Source organism: Pseudomonas taeanensis MS-3 (assembly GCF_000498575.2).
Lineage (GTDB): Bacteria > Pseudomonadota > Gammaproteobacteria > Pseudomonadales > Pseudomonadaceae > Aquipseudomonas > Aquipseudomonas taeanensis.
The window spans coordinates 90,664-110,944 of sequence record NZ_AWSQ01000004.1 but is presented as its reverse complement, the minus strand read 5'-3'; the positions used below and the strand labels follow the sequence as shown (position 1 = coordinate 110,944).

Below are 20,281 nucleotides of genomic sequence, written 5' to 3'. Positions count from 1 at the left end.
TACGAAAAACCCGGCCTAGGCCGGTTTTTTTGCTTTTAGGTTACTGCGGCGAGATCAGTCGTCGAAATCCATCCAGCCGCCCATCTCCTTCCAGCGGTTGACGATGCCGCAGAACAGTTCGGCGGTTTTTTCGGTGTCATAGCGCGCCGAGTGCGCCTCACGGCCATCGAACTCGATATCCGCGGCCTGACAGGCTTTAGCCAGTACGGTCTGACCGTAGGCGAGGCCCGCCAGGGTGGCGGTGTCGAAGCTGGAGAAGGGGTGAAACGGGTTGCGCTTGATCTCGCACCGGGCAACGGCGGCATTGAGGAAGCCGAGGTCGAAGCTGCTGTTATGCCCGACCAGAATTGCTCGCTTGCAACCGTTGGCTTTCAGCGATTTGCGCAGACCGCGAAAAATTTCGGTCAGGGCGTGTTCTTCGCTTACCGCCATGCGCAGCGGGTGGTCGAGTTTGATACCGGTGAACTCCAGCGCTGCCTGTTCGATATTGGCGCCCGCAAAGGGTTCTACGCGGAAGAAGTGCGTGTGGTCAGGGTAGAGAAAGCCCTGCTCGTCCATGGCTACGGTAGTGGCGGCAATTTCCAGCAGGGCATCGGTGGCGCAGTTGAAACCGCCGGTTTCCACATCCACCACCACTGGCAGGTAGCCGCGAAAGCGCGCCGCCATGGGGTGGCGCGAGCCGTTGCCGTTGCTGCTGCCGTCACGTTCGTCGTCGAAATGTTCGTCGCTCACGCGTTGTCCTCCAGCAGGCGCCAGTTCAGTGTTTCACCGGCTCGTAGTGGCACAACGACGTGTTCGCCAAGTGGCAGGCTGGCCGGCGCGGTCCATGTCTCGCGCACCAGGGTAATGGTCTCGCTGTTGCGCGGCAGGCCGTAGAAGTCTGGGCCGTGCTTACTGGCGAAGGCTTCCAGTTTGTCCAGCGCATTACGCTGCTCGAAGGCCTCGGCGTACAACTCGATCGCGGCGTAAGCGGTGTAACAACCGGCACAACCGCAGGCGGCTTCCTTGGCATGCTGGGCATGCGGCGCCGAGTCGGTGCCGAGGAAGAACTTGCTGCTGCCGCTGGTGGCCGCGTCGAGCAAGGCTTCCTGATGCAGGTTGCGCTTGAGGATCGGCAGGCAATAGAAGTGCGGGCGAATGCCGCCCACCAGCATGTGATTGCGGTTGTATAACAGGTGGTGCGCGGTGATGGTTGCGCCGACATTGGCCGACGCCGCGTTGACGAACTCCACCGCATCGCGTGTGGTGATGTGCTCGAGCACTACGCGCAGGCTGGGGAAACGCTCAACCACGCGGCTCAGTTGCTCGTCGATAAAGAACTTCTCGCGGTCGAACACGTCGACTTCACTGCGGGTTACCTCACCATGCACCAACAGCGGCAAGCCGACTTCGGCCATGACTTCGAGTACCGGGAAGATTTTGTCGAGGCTGGTCACCCCGGAGTCGGAGTTGGTGGTCGCGCCGGCCGGGTAGAGTTTGGCCGCGTAGACGAAGCCCGAGGCCTTGGCCGCGCGCACATCGTCGGCGCTGGTCGCGTCGGTGAGGTAGAGCACCATCAGCGGTTCGAAGTGGCTGCCGACCGGGCGTGCGGCGAGGATGCGTTGGCGATAGGCATCGGCTTCGCTGGCGTTGCGCACCGGTGGCACCAGGTTCGGCATGATGATGGCGCGGGCGAAGGTGCGGGCGACATCGGCGACGGTGCGTGGCAGCGCGGCACCATCGCGCAGGTGGATATGCCAGTCGTCGGGACGCAGCAGGGTCAGGCGGTCAGTCATGGAGGTTTCCAGGCGGGCAAAACGTTGCAGGAATGCTACCGGAAAAGCCCCCCCAGAGCACGCTGGACATGCGCCGTGACGCTGCACGCTGGTCTTACCCAGGGCTTAAGTTATTTGCTTTGCCACCGATACCCCGAGGTAACGCCGTTATTCCTTGTGGAGCTTGCCGTGCGCCAGCCTTGCCTTGTCCTGTTCAGCCTGATTGCCAGCTTGCCTGTATGCCTGCCTGCCTGGAGCATCAGTTTCCAAACCCGCCTGGAAAAGGTCGAGTGGCAGATCGAGGGCGACCAGTTCGAGTGCCGTCTGTCACAGGCAATCACCGGCTTCGGTGCTGGCGAGTTCGTCCGTCGTGCCGGAGAGCAGGCGACTTTCCGTTTGCAGGCGCGTGAGCACTGGCTGCGGGCCGGCTCTGCCACACTGCTGGCGGCAGCCGCGCCCTGGCAGCCGGGGCGCGGCGATATCAACCTGGGAGTGGTCAGGGTCGGCACTGGCGAGGTGCCGTTCAGCAGCTCTCAGGAGCAAGCCGCGCGTCTGCTCACCGGCTTGCTCGAGGGGCGCAGTCCGCTGATCCGTCATCGCACCCCGCAAGGCGGCGACAGCCTGGAAGTGCGCTTGCTGCCGGTCAAGTTCCACAAGGCTTACAGTGATTACACCGCCTGTACGGCCAAGTTGTTGCCGGTGAATTTCGATCAGATCCGCCAGGCCCAGGTCGGCTTCCCAGGCGGTGGCGTGGACTTGGATCCGCTGGCGCAGGCCAAGCTGGACATCATTCTGAGCTTTCTCAAGGCCGACCCCAGCGTCAACCGGATTCAGCTCGACGGACATGCCGATAACAGCGGCAATCGCCTGACCAACCGCGACCTGTCACGCCGTCGCGCTTTGGCGGTGATGGATTACCTCATGGCCAATGGCGTGCCGGCCGAGCAGATCACCTTGCGCTTTCATGGCGAGCGCTACCCGCTGGTGCCGAATAAGGGCGAGGTCAATCGAGCGAAGAATCGTCGGGTCACGCTGCGCCTGGATCGTGCGCCCGCAGTTGAGCCATCTCCTGAATCCACTGCTGCCGATGGTGCATCATCCGCGGCGGGTTGAGGGCGGCAAGGCACGACGCTATTACGATATAAACCGTCGCTTGGTCGTCACAAGCTGTCGCGCCTCTGTAAATCATGCGGCATGGGCAGTAGAATCACGGGTTTTCCCGAACAACCCCGTGGAGTTGATGGCATGGCCGACGTAAACAAGGTAGTCCTGGCGTATTCCGGTGGCCTGGACACTTCGGTGATCCTCAAGTGGCTGCAAGATACCTATAACTGCGAAGTGGTGACTTTCACTGCCGACCTCGGCCAGGGTGAGGAAGTCGAGCCGGCTCGTGCCAAGGCCAAGGCCATGGGCGTCAAGGAAATCTACATCGACGACCTGCGTGAAGAGTTCGTGCGCGATTTCGTCTACCCGATGTTCCGTGCCAACACCATCTATGAAGGTGAGTACCTGCTGGGTACTTCCATCGCTCGTCCGCTGATCGCCAAGCGCCTGATCGAGATCGCCAACGAAACTGGCGCCGATGCCATCTCCCACGGCGCCACCGGTAAGGGCAACGACCAGGTTCGCTTCGAGCTGGGCGCCTATGCACTCAAGCCGGGCGTCAAGGTGATTGCACCGTGGCGCGAGTGGGATCTGCTGTCGCGAGAGAAGCTGATGGACTATGCCGAGAAGCATGCCATCCCGATCGAGCGCCACGGCAAGAAGAAGTCGCCGTACTCCATGGATGCCAACCTGCTGCATATCTCCTATGAAGGCGGCGTGCTGGAAGACACCTGGACCGAGCACGAAGAAGACATGTGGAAGTGGACCAAGTCCCCTGAAGCCGCACCGGATACTCCAACCTATATCGAACTGACCTACCGCGCCGGTGACATCGTTGCCATCGACGGCAAGGACATGACGCCGGCGACTGTGTTGACTGAGCTGAACCGCATTGGCGGTGAGAACGGCATCGGTCGCCTGGACATAGTCGAAAACCGCTTCGTCGGCATGAAGTCGCGCGGCTGCTACGAGACCCCCGGCGGCACCATCATGCTCAAGGGCCACCGTGCCATCGAGTCGATCACCCTGGATCGCGAAGTCGCTCACCTGAAAGACGAGTTGATGCCCAAGTACGCCAGCCTGATCTATAACGGTTTCTGGTGGAGCCCGGAACGCATCATGTTGCAGCAGATGATCGACGCCTCGCAGGCCAGCGTGAATGGTGTGGTGCGCCTGAAGCTGTACAAGGGCAACGTTATAGTGGTGGGCCGCAAGTCTGACGATTCACTGTTTGATGCCAATATCGCCACCTTCGAAGACGATGCCGGCGCCTACGATCAGCGTGATGCGGCGGGCTTCATCAAGCTCAACGCATTGCGCATGCGCATCGCCGCGAACAAGGGGCGCAAGCTGCTGTAAGCAGCCTGTGGCAGCCCCTGGCTGCGCTATAACCTATCGCAAGCACTGCCCCGGCAATCGCCGGGGTTGTGCTTTCTAAGGACCGCCACAAGCGGTACAGAACGAGGAGAACGCTGATGAGACTGCTGCATACCATGCTACGGGTTGGCGACATGGATAAATCCATCGCCTTCTACACCGAAGTGCTGGGCATGACCTTGCTGCGCCGTAAGGATTACGCGGAGGGACAGTTCACCCTGGCCTTCGTCGGCTATGGTGATGAGGCACATAACAGTGTGATCGAACTGACCCATAACTGGGGTGTGGACAGCTACGAGCTGGGCACCGGCTATGGTCATATCGCCCTGGAGGTCGAGGATGTCTACAAGGCCTGCGAGGACATCCGGGCGCGCGGTGGCAAGATCACCCGCGAGCCGGGACCGATGAAGCACGGTAGCAGTATCCTGGCCTTCGTCGAGGATCCCGATGGCTACAAGATCGAACTGCTGTCGCCATCGCGTAACGATTGAAACTGGCCGTTTCGCCCGGAATCAAAAAGCCCCGCACTTGTGCGGGGCTTTTTGATTTTGCATTCGGCGCTACAGATCGAAATCGTACTCGGCCAGTTGTTTGTTCAGGCGTCGCTCGTCGAGAAAGTTGTCGATGATGCGTCGCTTGGTCAGGTTGGTCTTGGCAACTTCGACGGGGCTTTCGGTATCGTCTGCATCGTCTGCGACAAAATCTTCATCGAGTTCGAGGTCTTCTTTATCGCTGCTCATCTTCTCTACTCCAGGCTACCGGGGCCATTTGCGCACCTTATAGCGGCAAAATCGCTGCAGGTAAAAAAGATTTTTTCAATCGGCTCATCAAGTTTCTTAATGAAAGCTCAATCGTCAGAGGTTTTGTGCTTGTACTCGCACAGGTCTTCGATGAGGCAGCTGCCACAGCGCGGCTTGCGTGCCTGGCAGACGTAGCGGCCATGCAGGATCAGCCAATGGTGCGAGTCCAGCAGAAATTCCTTGGGCACGAACTTCAGCAGCTTTTTTTCGACCTCAAGCACGGTTTTGCCGGGGGCGATGCCGGTGCGGTTGCTGACCCGGAAAATATGTGTGTCGACTGCCATGGTCAGTTGCCTGAAGGCGGTGTTGAGCACCACATTGGCGGTCTTGCGGCCGACCCCGGGTAGTGCCTCCAGGGCTTCGCGGGTCTGCGGTACCTGGCCGCCATGCTGTTCGACCAGCAGGCGGCAGGTCTCGATGACGTTCTTCGCCTTGCTGTTGAACAGGCCGATGGTCTTGATGTACGCCGACAGCCCTTCTACGCCCAGGGCATAGATGGCCTCCGGCGTATTGGCCACCGGGAACAATTTGGCGGTGGCCTTGTTGACCCCGACATCGGTGGCCTGGGCGGAGAGAATAACGGCGATCAGCAGTTCGAAGGGTGAACTGTAGGCCAGTTCGGTTTTCGGTTCCGGGTTGTCTTCATGCAGGCGGCGGAAAATCTCGTAGCGTTTTGCCGCGTTCACTCGATCACTCCTGTGACCCGCACCCGTCGGCTCTGCACCGGCGCGTCCGGTTGCTTGGCTCTGGCTCGTTCGACCAGTGCCTGATCGATGCGATTCTTGCCGGCGATCAGCAGGCCGAGGACGATAAAGGCACCTGGTGGCAGGATGGCCAGCAGAAAGCCGGGGTAGCCTGGGAATACCGTCACCTGCCAGCCGGCCGCCATCGGGCCGAACAGCAGCTGCATATTGGCGAACAGCACGCCGGTGCCGAACAGCTCGCGCAGGGCGCCGATCAGTACCAGCACCACGCCGAAGCCCAGGCCCATGACCAGGCCGTCATAGGCGGCGCGCAGCGGGTCGTTCTTCGCCGCGAAGGCATCGGCGCGGCCGAGGATCACGCAGTTGGTGGTGATCAACGGAATGAAGATGCCGAGAATCTGATACAGCTCGTAGGTGTAGGCCTGCATCAGCAGCTCGATACAGGTGGTCAGGGCAGCGATGATCATGACGAAGGCGGGCAGGCGGACGGCGGTGTTAACCACTCCACGGACCAGCGATACGGCAGTGTTGGAACAGATCAACACGATCGCGCTGGCCAGGGCCAGACCGAGCGCGTTGACCGTCGAGTTGCTGGTACCCAACAGAGGGCAGAGGCCTAGTAACTGGACCAGCGCCGGGTTGTTCTTCCACAGGCCGTTGAGGGATATTTCGCGAAAGCTGGGACTAGCCATTGGATTTCACCTGGGCTGCGAACAGCTCCTTCTTGTGCGCGTCGAAATACTGCAAGGCCTTGTGCGTGGCCTTGACCACCGCGCGCGGGGTGATGGTGGCGCCGGCGAACTGATCGAAGCTGCCGCGATCTTTCTTCACCGCCCAGCCATCCTCGTTGGGGTCGCTCAGGGACTTGCCCTCGAAACTGCGAATCCATTGGCTCTTGGCCAGTTCGATCTTGTCGCCCAGGCCCGGGGTTTCCTTGTGGCTAAGTGCGCGCACGCCGGCCAATTGGCCATCGGCGCGAATACCGACCAGCAGTTGGATCGCGCCGCCGTAACCGTCCGGTGCGGTGACCCGCAGGATCAGCGCGCTGGGCTGGCCGTCTTTGAGGGCGATATAGGCCGGTTGTGGACGCTTGTTGCCGAGCAGGATGGGGTCATGCACCTGGATGGGGTTGTCCAGCAGGTGATTGTCGTAACTGTCGGTGGGCAGAATCTCGGTCAGGGCGCGCACCTGGGCTTCGCGCTCGGAGGTGGCGATGCGGCTGGCGGTGGCTTGTTGCACCAATGCCACCAGACCCACCGTGGTGATGGCGAAGAGGCCGAGGACCAGGCTGTTTTTCAGCATCGAGCGGCTGATTTCGGGTAGCACGGGTTACTCCCCCAACTTGAAGCCGCGAGTCGGCTTGCGGTGGCCATAGGTGCGCGGCCGGGTGTAGTAGTCGATGGTCGGTGCGGCCAGGTTCATTAGCAGCACGGCGAAGGCCATGCCGTCCGGGTAACCGCCCCAGGCGCGGATGATGTAGACCAGCACGCCGACGCCGAAACCGAAGATCAGCCGGCCGAGGTTGCTGGTGGCGCCGGACACCGGGTCGGTGACGATAAAGAAGGCGCCGAGCATGGTCGCGCCACTGAGCAGGTGAAACAGCGGCGAGCCGTGGGAGTCGGAGCCCGAGCCATTCCAGAACAGCAGGCTCATCAGGGCCAGTGCCGCGAGCATGGCGACCGGTGCGTGCCAGGTGAACAGCCGCTTGTGCAGCAGGTACAGGCCGCCGGCAAGGAAGGCCAGATTGACCGCCTCGACAGAGGCGCCGCCGAAACGGCCGAACGCCGGATGTTGCGCCCAGAGCTCGTCGATGGTCAGGCTTTTGTTTATTTTCAGCGCATCCAGGGCGGTGGCCTGGGTCCAGCCATCGGGCAGGGCGGCGATGCCGAGGATGTGCTGCAGGCCGTCGAGCAGGCCGACGCGGTGCGGTGCAGGCCAGCTGGTCATCTCGACCGGGAAGGAGATGAGCACCACCACGTAGCCGAGCATCGCCGGGTTGAAGGGGTTCTGGCCGAGGCCGCCATACAGCTGCTTGCCAAACACGATGGCAAAGCCGGTGGCGATCAGGGTCAGCCACCAGGGCGAATAGGGTGGCAGGGCCAGGGCCAGCAGTACGGCGGTGACCAGGGCGCTGTAGTCGTTCAGGTAGAAGCCCAGCGGGCGCTGGCGCAAGGCGAGAATGGCAGCCTCGAAACCGAGGGCGCAGGCGCTGGCCCAGAGCAGGTTGATCAGCGTGCCGAAGCCGAATAGCCAGCTCAGGGCGAACACCCCGGGTAGGGTGGCCAGCAACACCTGCAGCATCACCTGCTGAGTGCGATTGCTGCCCTTGGCGTGGGGCGAGGTGATGCGGGGCAGGGCCATTGGCGCTCCGGTGTCATGTGCGGTGCTGTGCGGCTTAGTCGCGTAGCGACCTACTCCAGCGGTTTATGCGTTCTGGTGTTCGTTCAGCTTGCGTTCGGCTTCGGCCAGGCGCAAACGCGCGGGTTCGATGACATCTGCCGAGACGTTCTCCTCGCGCTCCAGCTTGCGTAAGTCGGCGCGGGCGAAAGCGACTTCGGTTTTCAGCGTGCGGGTGGCTTCGTCGATGGGACGTTTCTCGCTACGCACCAGGTCGGGTGCAGGCTTGCTGGATGTGGCTTCGGCGGAATGCAGAGCCTGCTCGGCTGCAGTGACGGCATCGCGCAAGGCGCCCAGGTCGATGTCCTCGGCTGCGGCTTTTTCTGCTTTTTTCAGCTCGGCGCGTTTCATTGCCAGTTCGATCTTGGCTTTTTTCAGCGCACCATCGTCAACCGCCTTGGCTGGCGCTGCAGGCGTCTGGCTGTCCAGCTCGGCCAGCAGTTTTTCGGCAGCGGCCAGCTTGTCGCGCAACTGCTGCAATTCGTTTAGTTGCGCCGCGTCCGGTGCTTCGAGCTTCTCCTGCTTGCGCAGTTGCGCGCGGAGCATGGCGGCGTCGATCTTGGCTTTTTTCAGCGCGCCGTCGTCGGCCGGCTTGGTTGGCGCTGCGGGCGTCTGGCTGTCCAGCTCGGCCAGCAGTTTTTCGGCAGCAGCCAGCTTGTCGCGTAACTGCTGCAATTCGTTCAGTTGCGCCGCGTCTGGCGCCTCGAGCTTCTCCAGCTTGCGCAGTTGCGCGCGGAGCATGGCGGCGTCGATCTTGGCTTTTTTCAGCGCGCCATCGTCGGCCGGCTTGGTCGGCGCTGCGGGCGTCTGGCTGTCCAGCTCGGCCAGCAGTTTTTCGGCAGCGGCCAGCTGGCTGCGCAGTTGTTGCAATTCGCTTTGCTGGGCCGCGTCTGGCGCCTCGAGCTTCTCCAGCTTGCGCAGTTGCGCACGGAGCATGGCGGCGTCGATCTTGGCTTTTTTCAGCGCGCCATCGTCGGCCGGCTTGGTCGGTGCAGGGGCGGCGACTGAGTTGGTTGCCAGCGCGGCGTCCAGGGCCTGCTGCGCGGTCTCTGCGGCGCTGCGCAGGTCCGTGACCTGGGCCTGCAGTTCGGCGGTGTCGTGACTGGCCAGCTGTTTTTCGGCCTTTTTCAGAGCGACTTGGGCCATGCTTGCGGCGATTTTCAGTTTCTTCAGCTCATCGCTAAGCCCGGCGGGCTTGTGTGGCTGTTCTCCACTGCCAGCCCCGTCTTGGGCGGCGTCGGTCTGGGCGGCTTTGGCGCGGGCGGCTTTTTCCGCGCGCGCTTTGCGCTCGGCTTCTTTCTGTTCTTCGGCGCGGCGCAGGCGGTCCTGGCGCAACTCGAAGCGCTGCTTGGACTGTTCGGCCTTGAGTTGCTTCTGTTCCAGCTCGCGGATCTCGCCTTTGGCGGCGCGGTAATACTGCACCAGCGGAATGCTCGACGGGCAGACATAGGCGCAGGCACCACATTCAATGCAGTCGAACAGGTTGTGCGCCTTGAGCTGCTCATGCTCTTGGCCGAGGGCGAAGAAGTGCAGCTGCTGCGGCAGCAGGCTGGCCGGACAGGCCTCGGCGCACTTGCCGCAACGGATACACGGCATGGCCGGCGGCGGTGGCGGCAATTCGGCTTGGCTGGCGGCCAGCAGGCAGTTGGTGGTCTTGATCAACGGCACATCGAAGTCGGGCAGGGTGAAGCCCATCATCGGGCCGCCCATGACCAGGCGATACAGTCGAGCCTGATCGAGGCCGGCAAATTCCAGTAGTTCGTTGACCGGCGTGCCGAGCAGGGCTTCGACGTTCATCGGCCGTGCCAGCGCTTCACCGGTCAGGGTGGTGATGCGCGAGATCAGCGGTTTGCCGAGGATCACCGCATCATGGATGGCTACAGCGCTGCCGACGTTCTGGCAGAGAATGCCGATATCGGCAGGCAGGCCGCCGCTGGGTACTTCCACGCCGGTGAGAATCTGGATCAGCTGCTTCTCACCGCCAGAAGGGTACTTGGTTGGAAACACCCGCACGCTGAAGGGGTGCGCGCCGATCGCCGCCTGCACCGCGGCAATGGCTTCAGGCTTGTTGTCCTCGATGCCGATGAGCACCTGTTCCGGTTGAATCAGCTGGGCGAGGATCTCGATGCCGGCGATCAGTTCGGCGGCCTTCTCGCGCATCAGCCGGTCGTCGGCGGTGATGTAAGGCTCGCACTCGGTGCCGTTGAGCACCAGGGTGTGGATCTTCTGGGTCGGCCGCGCGGTGAGCTTGACCGCGGTGGGGAAGCCGGCGCCGCCGAGGCCGCTGATCCCGGCCTGGCGGATGCGCTCAAGCAGATCGGCGGGTTCCAGGCTGCGAAAATCCGGGCAGGGCTTCAGCTCGCACCATTCATCCAGGCCGTCGCTGTCGATGACGATGGCCGGGGCCAGCATGCCGGAAACATGCGGGTAAGGCTGGGGGCCGATAAAACTGATGGTGCCCGACGTCGGCGCATGCACCGGTACGCTGACGAAGCCGTTGGCGGCTGCGATCAGCTGGCCCTTGAGCACGCGCTCACCGAGTGCCACCACGGGTTCGGCAGGTGCGCCGATATGCTGGTTCAGCGGCAGGACCAGGCGCTTGGGCAGTGGCACCGGCTGAGTCGACGTGGCGTTGGACAGCGCCTTGTGTTCGGGCGGGTGAATGCCGCCAGGGATGTTCCAGATCTGCGACGAACTCATGCTGCCTGCCCCCGGTCGCTGGCGATCAATTGGCCGGGTGCCAGTGGCTGGTTCCATTTCCAGGTCTGCACTGTGCTACCCACTGCAATCATGTCGATACAGTCCACCGGGCAGGGTTCGACACACAGGTCGCAACCGGTGCATTCGGAGACGATCACCGTGTGCATCTGCTTGGCCGCGCCGACGATGGCGTCGACCGGGCAGGCCTGGATGCATTTGGTGCAGCCGATGCACTCGGCCTCGCGGATGTAGGCGACCATCTGCGGTTTCTCGCCTTCCACTGCGTCCAGCGGTTCCGCCTCGACATCCAGCAGGTCGGCCAGCGCCTGGATGGTCGCTTCGCCACCTGGAGGGCATTTGTTGATCTTGTCGCCTGCGGCAATCGCCTCTGCGTAGGGCTTGCAGCCGGGGTAGCCGCACTGGCCGCACTGGGTCTGCGGGAGCAGGGCGTTGACCTGCTCGGCGATGGGGTCGCCTTCGACCTTGAAGCGTACCGCGGCGTAGCCGAGAATCGCCCCGCACACCAGGCACAGGGCGAGCAGGGCGAGCACCGCACTGATCACCAGGGTCATAGCTTGATCAATCCGGTGAAGCCCATGAATGCCAGCGACATCAGGCCGGCGGTGAGCATGCCGATGGCGGCGCCTTGAAAGGATTTCGGCACATCGGCGATGGCGATGCGCTCACGCATGGCGGCGAACAACACCAACACCAGGGAGAAGCCCAGGCCGGCGGCGAAACCGTTGGCAGTGGCGGTAATGAAGGTGAATTCACTCTTGTTGGCGTTGAGCAGGGCTACGCCGAGAACGATGCAGTTGGTGGTGATCAGCGGAAGAAAGATACCCAGCACGCGATACAGCAACGGACTGGTCTTGTTCACCACCATTTCGGTGAACTGCACCACCACGGCGATCACCAGGATGAAACTGATGGTGCGCAGAAACTCCAGATCCAGCGGCTTGAGCACATATTGCTGCACCAGATAGCTGCACATGGCCGCGAGGGTCAGGACGAAGGTGGTGGCCAGGGACAGGCCGATGGCCGTCTCGATCTTCTTCGATACGCCCATAAAGGGGCAGAGACCGAGAAACTGCACCAGCACGAAATTATTGACCAGAATGGCGCTTACCATGATCAGGGCGAGTTCGGTCATCACGGGTACCGTTGGTGGACAGGCGCAGGCCGTAGAAATAGGGCGCCTATTATCGGGAACCGGCCCGGTGCAAACAAGCCGGCATTGGCCGGCTTGTTGACTGCCTATAAGGCTAGTTCAGTACGCGAGGCGGCTTCAGCCCGCCGCCCATTTCACTTACTTGACCCGCTGGCCTGGCTTGGCGCCGCTGTCCGGGCTGAGCAGGTAGATTTCATCGCCGCCGGGGCCCGCTGCCAGAACCATGCCTTCGGACACGCCGAACTTCATCTTGCGTGCGGCTAGGTTGGCCACATACAGGGTCAGGCGGCCTTCCAGCTGGCTTGGGTCCGGGTAGGCGCTCTTGATGCCGGAGAACACGTTACGCTTGGCGTCGCCGATATCCAGGGTCAGGCGCAGCAATTTGTCGGCGCCTTCGACGAACTCGGCTTTCTCGATCAGGGCGATGCGCAGGTCGACGGCGGCGAAAGTGTCGAAGTTGATTTCCGCGGCCAGCGGCTCTTTGCTCAGCTCGCCATTGCCTCGGGGAGCGCTCTCCAGTGGGGTGGGGCCGGCTTCGCTGGCGGCGAGGTCTTCTTTGGAGGCTTCTATCATGGCGTCGATTTTCACAGGCTCGATACGGCTCAGCAGGGCGCTGAACGGCTTCAGTTGATGGTTGGCCAGCAGGTGCTGGTGATCGTTCCAGGTCAGCGGGGCGACATTGAGGAAGGCTTCGGCGTCGGCAGCCAGTTTCGGTAGCACCGGCTTGAGGAAGATCACCAGCTGGCGGAACAGGTTGATGCCCAGGGCGCAGATTGCCTGGACTTCGTCCTGCTTGCCGTCCTGCTTGTTCAGCGACCAGGGGGCCTTATCGGCGATCCAGGCGTTGGCGCGGTCGGCCAGACCCATGATCTCGCGCATGGCACGGGCAAAATCGCGGGCCTCGTAGGCCTCGGCGATGCTTGGCGCGGCGCCGATGAAGGCGTCGGTCAATTCGGGCGCGGCGTTTTCCGCCACCAGTACCCCAGCATTGCCCTTGTGGATGAAGCCGGCGCAACGGCTGGCGATATTCACCACCTTGCCGACCAGGTCGGAGTTGACCTTCTGCACGAAGTCCTCGAGGTTGAGGTCGAGGTCATCGACGCCACGGCCCAGCTTGGCCGCGTAGTAGTAGCGCAGGTATTCCGGATTGAGGTGATCCAGATAGGTGCGCGCCTTGATGAAGGTGCCGCGCGACTTGGACATCTTCTGGCCATTGACGGTCAGGTAGCCATGCACGGCGACGGCTGTCGGCTTGCGCAGGCCGGCGCCTTCGAGCATGGCTGGCCAGAACAGGGCATGGAAGTTGACGATGTCCTTGCCGATGAAGTGATACAGCTCGGCTGTCGAGTCCTTGCCCCAGAATGCATCGAAATCCAGTTCCGGGCGCTTGCCGCAGAGGTTCTTGAAACTGGCCATGTAGCCGATCGGCGCGTCCAGCCAGACATAGAAGTACTTGCCCGGTTCGTCGGGGATCTCGAAGCCGAAGTAGGGAGCGTCGCGGCTGATGTCCCATTCCTGCAAGCCGCTGTCCAGCCACTCGGCAATCTTGTTGGCCACTGCGTCTTGTAGGGCACCACCACGGGTCCAGCTCTTCAGCATTGCCTCGAAGTCTGGCAGCTTGAAGAAGAAGTGCTTGGAGTCGCGTAGCTCAGGTACCGCGCCGGAAATCGCCGAGCGCGGGTTCTTCAGTTCGGTGGGCTCATAGGTCGCACCGCACTTCTCGCAGTTGTCGCCGTACTGGTCTTCGCTCGCACACTTCGGGCAGGTGCCCTTGATGAAGCGGTCGGCGAGGAACATGCCCTTTTCCGGGTCGTAATACTGGGTCACCGAGCGGGTGGCGATATGCCCGGCGTCGCGCAGCTTCAGGTAAATGGCGGCTGACAGCTCGCGGTTCTCATCGGAGTGGGTCGAGTGGTAGTTGTCGAAGTTCACCCCGAAGTCGGCGAAATCGGCGGTGTGCTCGGCTTGCACGTTGGCGATCAGTTGTTCTGCGCTGATGCCTTCCTTCTCGGCGCGCAGCATGATTGCCGAGCCGTGGGCGTCGTCCGCGCAGACGTAGATGCACTGGTTGCCGCGCAGTTTCTGGAAGCGCACCCACATGTCGGTCTGGATGTACTCGAGCATATGGCCGAGGTGAATCGAACCGTTGGCGTAGGGAAGGGCGCTGGTGACGAGAATCTTGCGGGCTTCAGACATGGTGATCGGCTGCACTGGTAACTCGAGGGAGGTCGGCAACTATATAGGCGCAACGGTTTTTTTTCATCCGTCCTCTTGGTTGTAGCGCTCGCGGCGATGTCCTTTGCCTCGCTTGTCGCCTTGATAAGGGGTATGCAAGTGGCGGCCACGGGCATGCGCAGAGGGCGGCTCTCGGGTAGGATGACCGCCTGTTTTACTCGGTCTTTTCTGGAGTTGCCATGAGCGTCGTGACCCGTCAGGCGGTAGAAACCGCGCTGAGTCAGTACACCGATCCCCACCTCAATCAAGATCCGGTCAGTGCCGGTTGTGTGCGTGAAATCGATATTCAGGGCGGCCAGGTCCGCGTGCGCCTGCAGTTGGGTTACGCCGCCGCGCTGTTCAAGAGTGGCTGGGCGCAGATGTTGCAGATGGCGCTGGAAGGGCTCGACGGCGTCGACAGCGCCGAGGTGCAGGTCGATTGCCTGATCGAGGCGCACAAAGCCCAGGTGGCGGCCTTGCCGAATGTGAAAAACGTGATCGCCGTGGCGTCGGGTAAGGGTGGCGTTGGCAAATCGACCACGGCCGCCAACCTGGCGTTGGCGTTGGCCCGGGAAGGCGCCAAGGTCGGCATCCTCGATGCGGATATCTACGGGCCGAGCCAGGGCATCATGTTCGGTATTCCTGACGGCACTCGTCCTCAGGTGCGGGATCAGAAGTGGTTCGTGCCGCTCCAGGCCCATGGTGTCGAGGTCATGTCCATGGCCTTTCTCACTGATGAAAATACCCCGGTGGTCTGGCGTGGGCCGATGGTCTCCGGTGCGCTGATCCAGTTGATCACCCAGACCGCCTGGAGCGATCTGGATTACCTGGTGGTGGATATGCCGCCGGGTACCGGTGATATCCAGCTGACCCTGGCGCAGAAGGTGCCAGTGGCCGGCGCTGTGATCGTCACCACGCCGCAGGACTTGGCGCTGCTGGATGCCAAGAAGGGGGTGGAAATGTTCCGCAAGGTGAGCATCCCGGTGCTCGGCGTGGTTGAAAACATGGCCGTGCATATCTGCTCCAACTGCGGTCATGCCGAGCATCTGTTCGGTGAGGGTGGCGGTGAGAAGCTGGCGGCGCAGTTCGGTGTGGACCTGCTGGCTTCCTTGCCGCTGTCGATGGCTATCCGCATGCAGTCCGATGGCGGTAAACCGACCACTATCGCCGATCCGGAAAGCCAGATTGCGATGATCTATCAGGAAGCTGCACGTAACGTGGGGGCGCGGATCGCTCAGGGCGGACAGCAGGCTGCTGCCATGCCGAATATTGTGGTCAGCGACGACTGATAGCGTGTCGGCAGGCCGGGCGTTGGTGCTGAGAGAGGTGAGGTCGGACTAAAGCGTTGTTCATACCTGGTAGGTGAGCGCTTTGGGGTCGGTTTCAACTTGGTATCAGCTGCCCGGCAAGGCTCTGGGATAGTTAGACGCTTTTCTCCAGGCATAAAAAAGCCCCGCACGATGGCGGGGCTTTTTTGAAGTCAGTGCAGGTTAAACTACCTGAACTTCCTCAGCTTGCATGCCTTTCTGACCACGAGTGGCCACGAAAGTAACCTGCTGGCCTTCTTTCAGGCTCTTGAAGCCATCGCTCTGGATAGCTTTGAAGTGTACGAACAGGTCGTCGCCGGATTGTGGGGTGATGAAGCCGTAGCCTTTTTCATCGTTGAACCACTTAACGGTACCAGTTTGACGATTGGACATGTGATGTCTCCTAACAAAAGTAATAGCAGCCCTGGACAAGCCGAGGCAGGGACTGAGTGCAACGAGTACTAGGAGTCGGACGATGTTTGGATCGAAATCTAGGCATCAAGTAGCGATTCGCGGTGACACATGCAGCACAGTGGGGGCACCATACGCCTTTTTAACGCTGAGGGCGAATGCTCTGTGCGTCTTTTTGTGATTTAACCGCTCGGGGAGATAATGGGACCATCTCGGATGGCATCCGTCAGCAGCCTTTGAACCGTATCGCTGGCCCCGGTAAGATGCGCTCACTTTTTCACCATTAGCTATTCAGGACGCCTGCCATGAGCATCAAATCGGACAAGTGGATTCGCCGCATGGCCCAGGAGCACGGCATGATCGAGCCGTTCGTCGAGCGCCAGGTGCGTACCGAAGGCTCGCAGCGGCTGATCTCCTACGGCGTCTCCAGTTACGGCTATGACGTGCGCTGTGCCGACGAATTCAAGGTGTTTACCAACATCAACTCGGCCACAGTCGACCCGAAGAACTTCGATGAGAAGAGCTTTGTCGATGTGAAGAGCGATGTGTGCATCATCCCGCCGAACTCCTTTGCCCTGGCGCGCACTGTCGAGTACTTCCGCATCCCGCGCAACGTGCTGACCATCTGCCTGGGCAAGAGCACTTATGCGCGCTGCGGCATCATCGTCAACGTCACCCCGCTGGAACCTGAGTGGGAAGGCCATGTGACTCTGGAGTTTTCCAACACCACCACACTGCCGGCGAAGATTTACGCCAACGAAGGCGTGGCGCAGATGCTGTTCCTCGAGTCCGATGAGGCCTGTGAGGTTTCCTATAAGGACCGCGGTGGCAAATATCAGGGTCAGCAGGGGGTCACTCTGCCCAAGGCCTGATAGCGCACGGTCGATATTGAGTCGGATCGACAAGCCGGGCCTGTGCCCGGCTTTTTTGTGCGCGTTGCTCGGTATTCGGCAAATCCCAAGCATAAGCAGGCGCTATAGACGCCCTTTGCAATCAATCGATGCAGTGTGAGTGAGTAGTGGCTGGACAAGGCGTTCAATGGGAGCAGGACGCCGCTGGCATCAACCGAAGCGAACTGCTAGGGCAGGAGAAACTCTAACTGCAGCAAGAGGTTCGCATTGGTGCGAATCGGAGAAGAAGTTTCTGGAGGGCTAAGCGAGTTATGGCCAAGTGGATGATTACCTACAGTAAAGACGAGGGAACCGGGGTGTTCGAGGTCGAGGCGGACGACAAACCGAGCATGGAGCAGGCGGTGCAATGGCTACTGGAAATGGCGGCGCAGAACTATCCGCAAGAGGAACCCAAGGATATGCCCCATGAAACCCAAACGCCGGCAGTGCGCCTGCTGGAGCGTTACGGCATTGCCGTTACTGGTATTGCCCTCGAGTGAGGTTCTTCACGGTCGGCGCGAAGACCTGCGTTGCTGGTGGTGGAGTCTGCTGCGCTTGGTTCGGGCAATTCTTAGGCAAAAGAAAGGGCGCCAATAGGCGCCCTGAAAAAAGATCTATGGAGTAAGTCCACTTACTCAGAGCGACAGTGTTGCGGATTAGTTCCGCGGCCAATGAAAAACACGTGTCATTGGCCGGGCATCAGCAGCAGTCGTTTAGTGCCGTAGGTCTTGTCCAGGTTTTTCGACTGGAATGGGAAGCTCATGTAGCGGCCTTTGAGCCAGGCATCGATGCCGTCAGCGTAGTGCCCGCTCGCCGGGTTGCCGGACTGGCCCGAGCTGTTCAGGCCGATCAGTGGCTCCTCGCGGCCGAAGTCGACGACGATGCGCATGGCCGGTATCAGCCAAGTGTCGAAGTCCTGTCCCCAGCGGTAGGCCGAGGCGTTCAGGGTGCTGTGATCGCCGCCGGCCGGGAAGGGGCCTCGATCGAGGTAACCATCGATCGCGTTGAGCTTGGCGCGTTGGCTGGCGCTCATGTATTTGGCCAGCTGCGTGGTTTCACTGGCCCAGGTGTAGCTGTGCAACTTGCCCCACTGCCAGCTTGTGTGGTCGGCGCCCAGTTTGCTTTCGGCAAAGGTCACCGCGGCCGCCAGGCTGCGCGCGAGGATGGCGGGCTTGTCTTCTTTCTGCGCGGTACTTCGATCGTCCCAGAAAGGGCTGTCGTCGCGGGCGAGCAGGTGGTCGGCCTGGGCCGAATAGGAGCTGTTGGCGGTTTCCACCAAGGCTTTCCAGGCTGGGCTGGTGTCTGGCCCCAGTTCGTCGAGGAATATTTGCCGCGCGCTTTCATGCAGGAAGGCGCCGTACAGCGCGGCGTCGGCCGAGTTGGTGGCGAGCTTTCCGTCGAACGCCAGCAGGCGGCTGAGCGCTTCTCGGGCTTTCGCTCGTTCTGCTTCTGGCAGGGCGTCAATCGCTTGTTGCAAGGGAGCGGCCATGCCCGGGGCATCGAACATACTCTGCAGCTTGCCGGCGAAGGGCGAGGTCTGATCGTATTGCATGGCAATCATGCTGGCCGTGTCGTGCTTGCCGCTGCCAGCCAGTTGCGCGATGCGCTCGGCACGCTCCGGGTAGTACCAGGAGTTGGACAGCTGCATGCCATAGCCGCGCGGCACCGTGCGCTGGTTGGCGGTGCCCAGCCAGCCTTGTGGTGGGTCTTGGTCGTAAGGGTGGAGCATTGGGTCGGCGAAACCATCCCATTCGTAGCGGCTGTCCCAGCCAGGCGAGGGCAGTAACCCGAGGCCTTCGCGGCGGTTGGGGAAGCGGCCCGTAACCTGCCAGCCAATGTGCTGGGCGTCGGCGAAGACAATGTTCAGCGGCATGGCGCGGACTTCACGGGTGGCCTCGAAGGCCTGTTCGACAGATTGCGCGCGCGATAGGTCGAAAAATGCGTCGAGGGTCTTGTCCGCTTCAAACTGGGTGGTCTGCAGGGCCAGGCCGTAACCGCTGCTCAGTTGCAGGGGCTGAAGTCTGTGTTTGCGCTCGCCCAGCACCGAATTCAGCAGGGGGCCATGGCGCGTCTCGTAGATGGTTTCGCGGATCGCTCGCTGGCCTTTGATGAAGAAGGTTTCCTGGCGCTCCATTGCCGGTAGCCATTTCCCGTCGGCTTGATAGTAGAGTCGCGAGCCTTGGCGTTTTACTTTCTCCAGGAACAAGTCCTGGTTGTCGCCCATGACCATGGTCATGCCCCAGCCGAGCTTGCCGTTGAAGCCGGCTACTACAGCCGGGACTCCGGCAATCGATACACCGGCAACCTGGTACTTGGGCGAGCGAATCTGCACGAAATTCCACACCGAGGGCATGGACAGCGGCAGGTGCGTGTCATTGGCCAGCAGGCTCTTGCCACTGCGGCTGCTCTGTGGGGCGATAGCCCAGTTGTTCGAGGCGGCGAGGCCGAGCATGTGGGCGTCGGCGAATTGGCCGGTCGCGTTGCTGATCGCGCTGAGGCCGGCAAGCTGTCCGTCGAGTGCTAGGCCCTTGAGCTTGCCTGCTTCCTCGAATGGCAGCGGTTCGTCGGGGTAGGTCGGCAGCAACCAGGCCAGTTGGTCGCTGCCGACTTTCTGCGCCAGCACCAGGGCGGAAATTTCTTCCTGCAGATTGACCGACAGGCCGAAGTTGAGCAGGCAGAACACCAGGACCGAGTCTTCGGCTTTCCAGTAGGGTGGGCGGTAACCGGATTCGGCCAGGTCCATCGGCAGCTTGTCGCGGTAGCGGAACAGGTAGGCATTGACACCGCGGGCATAGACCTCGAAGAACCGCTTGAGGCGTGGCGAGGCGTTGGCGTAGAGCACCTCGGCACTTTTTTTCAGGTTGACCGCGCGCATCAAGCGATCCATCTCCAGTACACCGGGTCCCGCCATTTCCGCCAGCCGGCCTTCGGCCATCAGGCGCAGGCTCATCATCTGGCTGAGTCGATCGCTGGCATGCACATAGCCCAGGGCGAACAACGCATCATGGAAGGTGGTGGTTTCGATCAGCGGCATGCCTAAGGCGTTGCGGCGGACCACCACGCTTTGGGTCAAACCCTGGACGCGAACGATGCCTTGATCTGGGGGCAGGCTGTCGTTATATCGGCTGTTAAGCAACGATTGGCAGCCGCTAAGCGCCACTGTGGCGGTCAGGGTGGCGGCCAGGCTCAGGTGGGCCATTGGGCGAAACGCGCGCGATAGCATGCAGCAGGCTCCTTGCAGGACGCAGGAAAAGGGCTGTTGGGGCGGTAAGTGCGCTGCTTGGTAGTCTGGCGGCGCGGGGCTGTAGCCAGTCACATCTCAGGAGTGTCGGCGGATGTCTGAACGGGGAGTACGTTAGAGAGCGGCGAGGCAACTGGCAAGAGGCGCTGGGTTATTGGGCGATGTTGCGAGCGAAGATTAAGCCGGGCTAGGGTCTGTTGCCGTTTCATTC

General features: G+C 61.5%; 19 protein-coding genes. 6 read left to right on the top strand and 13 right to left on the bottom strand.

The genetic code is table 11. The annotated features are described in order from the left end of the window. Nucleotides 1–54 precede the first annotated feature (54 nt). Both rnt and pyrC read right to left on the bottom strand, forming a co-directional pair. On the bottom strand, nt 55–732 hold the full coding sequence (gene rnt, locus TMS3_RS14235; RefSeq protein ID WP_025165948.1) for a ribonuclease T: 678 nt from the start codon (nt 730–732) through the stop codon (nt 55–57). Continuing rightward, nucleotides 729–1,775: a dihydroorotase gene (pyrC, locus tag TMS3_RS14230; protein ID WP_025165947.1), complete on the bottom strand. Its 1,047-nt coding sequence runs from the start codon at nt 1,773–1,775 to the stop codon at nt 729–731. The genes rnt and pyrC overlap by 4 nt, the downstream gene beginning before the upstream one ends. A gap of 168 nt (nt 1,776–1,943) precedes the next feature. On the opposite strand from pyrC, the gene TMS3_RS14225 reads away from it, so the two are divergent. The 3 genes from TMS3_RS14225 (at nt 1,944) to gloA (ending at nt 4,726) form a co-directional block, all read left to right on the top strand. Continuing rightward, on the top strand, nt 1,944–2,867 hold the full coding sequence (locus TMS3_RS14225) for a flagellar protein MotY (protein ID WP_025165946.1): 924 nt from the start codon (nt 1,944–1,946) through the stop codon (nt 2,865–2,867). Nucleotides 2,868–2,999: 132 nt separating this feature from the next. Beyond that, the gene (locus TMS3_RS14220; protein WP_025165945.1) at nt 3,000–4,217 is read left to right on the top strand and encodes an argininosuccinate synthase; all 1,218 of its coding nucleotides are present in this window, start codon (nt 3,000–3,002) and stop codon (nt 4,215–4,217) included. Nucleotides 4,218–4,333: 116 nt separating this feature from the next. Then, entirely contained in the window at nt 4,334–4,726 is a 393-nt protein-coding gene (gene gloA / locus TMS3_RS14215; protein WP_025165944.1) for a lactoylglutathione lyase, read from the top strand. A 69-nt stretch (nt 4,727–4,795) separates the two neighbouring features. On the opposite strand, the gene TMS3_RS14210 is transcribed toward gloA, so the two are convergent. The 9 genes from TMS3_RS14210 to metG all read right to left on the bottom strand — a co-directional run bounded on the left by TMS3_RS14210 (nt 4,796) and on the right by metG (nt 14,203). Beyond that, entirely contained in the window at nt 4,796–4,975 is a 180-nt protein-coding gene (locus TMS3_RS14210; protein WP_025165943.1) for a PA3496 family putative envelope integrity protein, read from the bottom strand. Between the two features lie 107 nt (nt 4,976–5,082). After that, on the bottom strand, nt 5,083–5,721 hold the full coding sequence (nth, locus tag TMS3_RS14205) for an endonuclease III (RefSeq protein WP_025165942.1): 639 nt from the start codon (nt 5,719–5,721) through the stop codon (nt 5,083–5,085). Beyond that, entirely contained in the window at nt 5,718–6,431 is a 714-nt protein-coding gene (locus TMS3_RS14200; RefSeq protein ID WP_025165941.1) for an electron transport complex subunit E, read from the bottom strand. Before TMS3_RS14200 ends, nth begins: the two co-directional genes overlap by 4 nt. Then, nucleotides 6,424–7,065 carry an electron transport complex subunit RsxG gene (gene rsxG / locus TMS3_RS14195; RefSeq protein WP_025165940.1) on the bottom strand — a complete coding sequence of 214 codons (642 nt, stop codon included), beginning with the start codon at nt 7,063–7,065 and terminating at the stop codon, nt 6,424–6,426. Before rsxG ends, TMS3_RS14200 begins: the two co-directional genes overlap by 8 nt. A gap of 3 nt (nt 7,066–7,068) precedes the next feature. Beyond that, nucleotides 7,069–8,100 (bottom strand): RnfABCDGE type electron transport complex subunit D, encoded by a 1,032-nt coding sequence (locus tag TMS3_RS14190; protein WP_025165939.1) that lies wholly within the window; start codon nt 8,098–8,100, stop codon nt 7,069–7,071. 63 nt (nt 8,101–8,163) lie between these two features. Continuing rightward, on the bottom strand, nt 8,164–10,836 hold the full coding sequence (gene rsxC / locus TMS3_RS14185; protein WP_025165938.1) for an electron transport complex subunit RsxC: 2,673 nt from the start codon (nt 10,834–10,836) through the stop codon (nt 8,164–8,166). Then, the gene (gene rsxB, locus TMS3_RS14180; protein WP_025165937.1) at nt 10,833–11,408 is read right to left on the bottom strand and encodes an electron transport complex subunit RsxB; all 576 of its coding nucleotides are present in this window, start codon (nt 11,406–11,408) and stop codon (nt 10,833–10,835) included. Before rsxB ends, rsxC begins: the two co-directional genes overlap by 4 nt. After that, entirely contained in the window at nt 11,405–11,989 is a 585-nt protein-coding gene (gene rsxA, locus TMS3_RS14175) for an electron transport complex subunit RsxA (protein WP_025165936.1), read from the bottom strand. The genes rsxB and rsxA overlap by 4 nt, the downstream gene beginning before the upstream one ends. 156 nt (nt 11,990–12,145) lie before the next feature. Beyond that, nucleotides 12,146–14,203 carry a methionine--tRNA ligase gene (metG, locus tag TMS3_RS14170; RefSeq protein WP_025165935.1) on the bottom strand — a complete coding sequence of 686 codons (2,058 nt, stop codon included), beginning with the start codon at nt 14,201–14,203 and terminating at the stop codon, nt 12,146–12,148. A 218-nt stretch (nt 14,204–14,421) separates the two neighbouring features. On the opposite strand from metG, the gene apbC reads away from it, so the two are divergent. After that, nucleotides 14,422–15,510 carry an iron-sulfur cluster carrier protein ApbC gene (gene apbC, locus TMS3_RS14165; RefSeq protein ID WP_025165934.1) on the top strand — a complete coding sequence of 363 codons (1,089 nt, stop codon included), beginning with the start codon at nt 14,422–14,424 and terminating at the stop codon, nt 15,508–15,510. Between the two features lie 201 nt (nt 15,511–15,711). Here apbC and TMS3_RS14160 read toward each other — a convergent pair whose 3' ends face one another. Then, entirely contained in the window at nt 15,712–15,921 is a 210-nt protein-coding gene (locus tag TMS3_RS14160) for a cold-shock protein (RefSeq protein ID WP_004423761.1), read from the bottom strand. Nucleotides 15,922–16,244: 323 nt separating this feature from the next. Here TMS3_RS14160 and dcd point away from each other — a divergent pair, with 323 nt between their 5' ends. Both dcd and TMS3_RS14150 read left to right on the top strand, forming a co-directional pair. Then, nucleotides 16,245–16,811, top strand: coding sequence for a dCTP deaminase (gene dcd / locus TMS3_RS14155; protein ID WP_025165933.1), 567 nt, complete (start codon nt 16,245–16,247; stop codon nt 16,809–16,811). A gap of 290 nt (nt 16,812–17,101) precedes the next feature. Next, the gene (locus TMS3_RS14150) at nt 17,102–17,329 is read left to right on the top strand and encodes a hypothetical protein (protein WP_025165932.1); all 228 of its coding nucleotides are present in this window, start codon (nt 17,102–17,104) and stop codon (nt 17,327–17,329) included. Between the two features lie 185 nt (nt 17,330–17,514). On the opposite strand, the gene TMS3_RS14145 is transcribed toward TMS3_RS14150, so the two are convergent. Then, on the bottom strand, nt 17,515–20,052 hold the full coding sequence (locus TMS3_RS14145) for a penicillin acylase family protein (RefSeq protein ID WP_025165931.1): 2,538 nt from the start codon (nt 20,050–20,052) through the stop codon (nt 17,515–17,517). Nucleotides 20,053–20,281: the final 229 nt, after the last annotated feature.

Bases quoted from the DNA above. Each gene is read 5' to 3' on its own strand.
- pyrC (WP_025165947.1), bottom strand. From the start codon at position 1,775: ATGACTGACCGCCTGACCCTGCTGCGTCCCGACGACTGGCATATCCAC.
- TMS3_RS14220 (WP_025165945.1), top strand. From the start codon at position 3,000: ATGGCCGACGTAAACAAGGTAGTCCTGGCGTATTCCGGTGGCCTGGAC.
- gloA (WP_025165944.1), top strand. From the start codon at position 4,334: ATGAGACTGCTGCATACCATGCTACGGGTTGGCGACATGGATAAATCC.
- TMS3_RS14210 (WP_025165943.1), bottom strand. From the start codon at position 4,975: ATGAGCAGCGATAAAGAAGACCTCGAACTCGATGAAGATTTTGTCGCA.
- TMS3_RS14200 (WP_025165941.1), bottom strand. From the start codon at position 6,431: ATGGCTAGTCCCAGCTTTCGCGAAATATCCCTCAACGGCCTGTGGAAG.
- TMS3_RS14190 (WP_025165939.1), bottom strand. From the start codon at position 8,100: ATGGCCCTGCCCCGCATCACCTCGCCCCACGCCAAGGGCAGCAATCGC.
- rsxC (WP_025165938.1), bottom strand. From the start codon at position 10,836: ATGAGTTCGTCGCAGATCTGGAACATCCCTGGCGGCATTCACCCGCCC.
- rsxB (WP_025165937.1), bottom strand. From the start codon at position 11,408: ATGACCCTGGTGATCAGTGCGGTGCTCGCCCTGCTCGCCCTGTGCCTG.
- rsxA (WP_025165936.1), bottom strand. From the start codon at position 11,989: ATGACCGAACTCGCCCTGATCATGGTAAGCGCCATTCTGGTCAATAAT.
- metG (WP_025165935.1), bottom strand. From the start codon at position 14,203: ATGTCTGAAGCCCGCAAGATTCTCGTCACCAGCGCCCTTCCCTACGCC.
- apbC (WP_025165934.1), top strand. From the start codon at position 14,422: ATGAGCGTCGTGACCCGTCAGGCGGTAGAAACCGCGCTGAGTCAGTAC.
- TMS3_RS14160 (WP_004423761.1), bottom strand. From the start codon at position 15,921: ATGTCCAATCGTCAAACTGGTACCGTTAAGTGGTTCAACGATGAAAAA.
- dcd (WP_025165933.1), top strand. From the start codon at position 16,245: ATGAGCATCAAATCGGACAAGTGGATTCGCCGCATGGCCCAGGAGCAC.
- TMS3_RS14150 (WP_025165932.1), top strand. From the start codon at position 17,102: ATGGCCAAGTGGATGATTACCTACAGTAAAGACGAGGGAACCGGGGTG.
- TMS3_RS14145 (WP_025165931.1), bottom strand. From the start codon at position 20,052: ATGCTATCGCGCGCGTTTCGCCCAATGGCCCACCTGAGCCTGGCCGCC.